A 4,880-nucleotide genomic window follows, 5' to 3' on the forward strand; every position below is an offset into this window, starting at 1 on the left:
GGGGGTCCCTTTTGCACGCCGATAGGGGGTCCTTTTTGGACGCCGATTGACAATCGTCCGGAAGAGGAACTCCCGCCCAAGCGCATACCGCTCGCGTCAGCGGCTCATGCAACTCGTCATAGAAGACGATCTCTCCTTTGCGCGTCCAGCCCGGCACCGCCCTGCGCCACTCGGCCTCGAACAATTGCGCCAGCGCCCGCACGCGCTCTGGTGTCATCAGGCCCATGAACATCTGCTTGCGGTGCCGATGGGTCTCGCCGTCCAGACCCTGAACGCCGCCTTGGCCCAGCAGTGTCTTCTGAATAGCGACCGGCATGGCACCTTCGCGCTCGAAGCGGGTCGTATCGTAGAAGATTTCGGCGGCCTTGGCCCCCTTAAGGCAGTTGGTCTTTTTCAGCAGGAAACGGGATTCAAAAGCGTTTGCGCCTAGGCGCTGGCACTGCCTGGAGATGAACCGATAGGGATCGGCGAGGAGAGAAAGGGTTTCGTCCGGGCCTTTCGTGTGTGGTGTCTTAGGCATGACCGGTCCGGTGATTGTTGGGTCTCCTTTGATTAACTCGGAGGAATATCACGGGTTGCAGGCTCACGACAGGTGACGAACGAGGACGATCAGGGCGGAGCAGGCGCGGCCGAGGCGTTCGAGGCCATGCGCGGCGAGCTGGCGCTGCGCCGTGGAGGGCTTGGCGGCCGAGCGCGGCGATCGACATACCCGACCATACCGAGACGCTTGGCGTGCTCCAGCAGAACGTGAACACGGCAGGCGAGAACGTCGCGCGCATCGGCCAATTCCTGAAAGCGGCCCCGGCGCTGGCGATGACGCCGGAGCAGATGGCGCAGCGCATCGCCGCGGCGGGCAGCGCCGCCCGGCGCGAGGATCAGGCGGCGCTCGCCAAGGCGGGCGAGGACAAGGCCCGCATCATGGCCGATCTTCGCGCCATCGCCGGGTCCGCATGGACACGCGCCGACCAGAAGAATCGGCAGCTATGGTTTGCCCTGGGTGGGGTGGCGGCCGGCATCCTCGCATGGGCGATCGTGCCGGGCCTGGTCGCGCGCGAGATCGCACCGGCGAGCTGGCAATGGCCCGAGCGCATGGCGGCGCGGACGCTCGACTTGCCCCGCTGGGAAGCCGGGCAGCGTATGATCCAGAGCGCCAGTCCCACCGCGTTCCGCGCCATCGTCGGGGCCGACAGGATCGTGACGGCCAACCGCGCGGCGATCGAGGGGTGCGGCAAAGCCGCAGCGCGAAACGCGTGAAACGGTGCGACGCACGATCACGCTCAAGTGGAGTAAAAGTTAGCCGCGCAAGTTATTCAGCCAAGCGTTCGATGATCGGACAATCAGGCCGATCATCGCCATGACAGGCTTGGGCGAGCCCGGTAAGCGAGCGGCGCATGGCGTCCAAGACGCGGACCTTGCGGCCCAGTTCGGCAGCGCGGGCTTCCGCCAGCGTCTTCACTTCCGCGCTCGACCGATCGCGATCCGACCACAGCCCCAGCAGCGTGCGGATTTCCTCGATCGGGAACCCCAGGTCGCGCGCGTTGGCGATAAATCGCAGCCGATGAACGTCAGCGTCGGCGTAGTCCCGGTAGTTCCCGCGCCGTGGCGGCGCGGGCACCAAACCAATCTTTTCATAGTGGCGGATCATGCGTTGGGAGACGCCGCTGGCGTCCGACGCCGCTCCGATGTTCACAGCTTTACCGCGTTGAGCCGCAGTGCGTTCAGGACCACGGTGAAGGACGAGAGCGCCATCGCTGCACCGGCCAGCATCGGCGACAGCAGGATACCGGCAACCGGGTAAAGCACGCCGGCCGCAACCGGCACGCCGATTCCGTTGAACAAGAACGAGAAGAACAGGTTTTGGCGGATATTTCGCATCGTCGCGCGAGCGAGCTTGCGGGCGCGCACGATCGCCGAGAGATCGCCGCGCGTGAGCGTCATGCCGGCGCTTTCGATCGCCACGTCTGTTCCCGTTCCCATCGCCAAGCCGACATCCGCGGCGGCGAGCGCCGGGGCGTCGTTGATCCCATCGCCCGCCATTGCGACCCTTGCGCCGCTCGCTTTCAGCTCGCCGATGATACGCGCCTTGTCTTCCGGCAGCAGATCGGCGCGCACGTCATCAAGACCGCCCACGGCGCGCGCGACAGCATCGGCCGTCCCACGATTGTCGCCGGTGAGCATGACGACCCGCAGGCCCTCCTTGCGAAGCGCGGCAATAGCGTCGCGCGCCGATGCGCGCACCGGATCGGCGACTGCGAGCAGACCGGCGAGCGCCCCGTCGATCGCGACGAGGATGATGCCCGCGCCTTCGCCACGGTGACGATCGGCCGCGGCGTCGACCGGCTTGAGATCAGCGCCGATCCGGCTCATTTGCACCGCATTGCCAATCACGACCGAGCGGCCGCCCACCGTGGCGCTGACACCCAGCCCGGTTTGCGAGGCAAAGTCCGCGACTGTGCCGAGCTGCAATCCTCGTTCTTTGGCGGCAACGACGATTGCGTGCGCGAGCGGATGTTCGGATTGGCCTTCGACGGCCGCGGCAAGCGCGAGCATGTCGTTCTCTCCGACCGCGCTGACCGTCTCGACCGCGATCAGCTTGGGCTTGCCTTCCGTGAGCGTACCCGTCTTGTCGATGACAAGGGTATCGACCTTTTCCAGCCCCTGTAAGGCTTCCGCGTTCTTCACCAGCACGCCGGCCTGAGCGCCGCGTCCCGTGCCGACCATGATCGACATGGGCGTGGCGAGCCCGAGCGCGCACGGGCAGGCGATCACCAGCACTGCGATGGCGTTAAGCAGGGCATGGCCCATGCGCGGCTCAGGGCCGACCAGCGACCAAGTGATGAAGGTCGCAATCGAGATCAGCACGACGAGCGGCACGAACCATCCTGAAACCCGATCGGCGACCGCCTGTATCGGGGCGCGGCTTCGCTGCGCTTCCGCGACCATGCGGACGATACGCGCGAGCATCGTGTCCGAACCAACCGCGCGGGCTTCCATCACCAGGCTGCCCGTCCCGTTGACGGTGCCCCCGGTAACGATCGCCTCGACTTCCTTGAGGACCGGCGCGGGTTCGCCGGTGAGCATGGCTTCGTCGACCGACGAACGACCCTCGACCACGACGCCATCGACCGGGATGGCTTCACCGGGGCGGACCCGCAGCCGGTCACCGGTTGCCACGTCGGCAAGCCCGACTTCTTCTTCAGAACCGTCAGGCTGCAAGCGTCGCGCCGTCTTGGGGGCGAGATCCATGAGAGCGCGGATCGCGCGCCCTGTCGCCGCCCTAGCGCGCAGTTCGAGCACTTGCCCGAGCAGCACCAGTGTCACCACGACGCCGGCCGCCTCGTAATAGACGGGAACCATGCTCCCATGCGTGCGGAAGGTCGCTGGGAAGATGCCCGGCGCGAGCGTCGCGACCACGCTATAGAGGAAGGCGGCACCTACGCCGATCGCGATCAGTGTGAACATATTGAGATGGCGGGTACGAAGCGATGTCCACCCCCGCTCGAAAAACGGCCAGCCCGCCCACAGCACGATCGGCGCGGTGAGTGCGAGCTGGACCCAAGGCGAGGCCGCAGGGCTAACCACATGCAGGCCTAACATTTCCGCGAACATCGAGACGACGAGCAGCGGGATCGTGAGCGCGCCCGCCACCCACAGTCGGCGCGTGAAGTCGACCAGCTCAGGGTTGGGAGTATCGTCGAGCGACGGTTCTTCGGGTTCGAGCGCCATGCCGCAGATTGGGCAAGTTCCCGGCCCTTCCTGGCGAATTTGCGGGTGCATCGGGCACGTCCACATCGCCCCCGGCGTCGCCATCGGCTCCGGTTTCGGCTTATCGCTCAGATAGGCGTCAGGATTGGCGACAAACTTGCTCCGGCACCCTGCGCTACAGAAATGATAGGCATGACCAGCGTGCTCGGCATGGTGTGTCGTTTTTGCGGGATCGACCGTCATGCCGCACACCGCGTCGATCACTGCTGCTGCGGCATCGTTGTCCTTACTGCCCGAGCAGCAGCCGCCCGCTTCGGTGTGATGATGTTCGTGCTCGATCTTTGCGGGAGCGGCCGAGCCGCCCCCGCAACAGGATGAGGGCGTGGAGACCGATTCAGGCGCAGGCTTCGAACAGCCGCAACGCCCGGCTTGGGAATGGGAATGAGGGTCGTTCATGGCAAGACTCCTTCGACCCGAGAGCATGTAGGGTATGACACCGTGTTAGGGTCAAGGCCCTGTCGGCACCGCTGGCGTGTATGTTGAATCTACGCGCGGGAGCGGCGTTGCCCTCATATTGCGGGGGCCAGCTCTACACCCTCGACGCCATAAGGTCCGCAGCTTAGGTCTATTACTAGCTCGCCAAACGCGGGCCGGGGGCAATCGGGGACATATGGCAGCGCAGATCGACAGTCTTTCTACTGGCACCGACCATGACGGCCTGGTGCGCCGCTTAATTGCCCGCTGGCGTGACGATCAGGGCGCGACCTATCGGAGCTGGTTTCTTTGGGACGAGCGGTTGAAGAACTTCCGATCAATCCGGCGCGGCATCACCCAGGTTGTCGGCGAGATCGAGCGCGGCACGTTCGGCGTCGCCTACCGCGGATCGTCGCTCGAAACCGTCGTCCATTCCGTCGCCGAGCAGCGGCAAATCTTCAAGGGCGCGGACCATGCGTTCCTCTGGAAGCCGAAGCTCCGCATCCCCGACATTTACGAGAGCCCCGACAATCAGCGCGCGTTCGGCCGCTTGCTCGACGCCTGTTCCTGTTGCGACACGGCCGAGGAGATCATCAGCCATATCCACGCGATCGACCGTTTGAAGATCAAGGGGCTGGGTCCGGCGGTCGCCAACCTCCTCTACTTCCTTCACCCGACGCTGGTGCCGCCCTTCAACACCG

3 protein-coding genes and 2 pseudogenes are annotated in these 4,880 nt (G+C 65.3%); 2 read left to right on the forward strand and 3 right to left on the reverse strand.

Features of this window, described 5'->3' with window-relative positions; genetic code table 11:
• Positions 1 to 520: pseudogene (locus AX685_RS19955) on the reverse strand (hypothetical protein); the annotation flags it as partial.
• A gap of 212 nt (positions 521 to 732) precedes the next feature.
• Here AX685_RS19955 and AX685_RS19960 point away from each other — a divergent pair.
• On the forward strand, positions 733 to 1,254 hold the full coding sequence (locus AX685_RS19960; protein ID WP_017980796.1) for a DUF6118 family protein: 522 nt from the start codon (positions 733 to 735) through the stop codon (positions 1,252 to 1,254).
• Positions 1,255 to 1,306: 52 nt separating this feature from the next.
• On the opposite strand, the gene cueR is transcribed toward AX685_RS19960, so the two are convergent.
• Both cueR and AX685_RS19970 read right to left on the reverse strand, forming a co-directional pair.
• Positions 1,307 to 1,690, reverse strand: coding sequence for a Cu(I)-responsive transcriptional regulator (gene cueR, locus AX685_RS19965; RefSeq protein WP_017980795.1), 384 nt, complete (start codon positions 1,688 to 1,690; stop codon positions 1,307 to 1,309).
• Entirely contained in the window at positions 1,687 to 4,044 is a 2,358-nt protein-coding gene (locus AX685_RS19970) for a heavy metal translocating P-type ATPase (RefSeq protein ID WP_371262954.1), read from the reverse strand. The genes cueR and AX685_RS19970 overlap by 4 nt, the downstream gene beginning before the upstream one ends.
• Before the next feature lie 331 nt (positions 4,045 to 4,375).
• Between AX685_RS19970 and AX685_RS19975 the strand changes: the two are divergent.
• Positions 4,376 to 4,880: pseudogene (locus tag AX685_RS19975) on the forward strand (type II restriction endonuclease); the annotation flags it as partial.

The organism is Sphingomonas sp. CCH9-F2 (genome assembly GCF_001556735.1).
GTDB classification, from domain to species: Bacteria; Pseudomonadota; Alphaproteobacteria; order Sphingomonadales; family Sphingomonadaceae; genus Sphingomonas; species Sphingomonas ginsenosidimutans.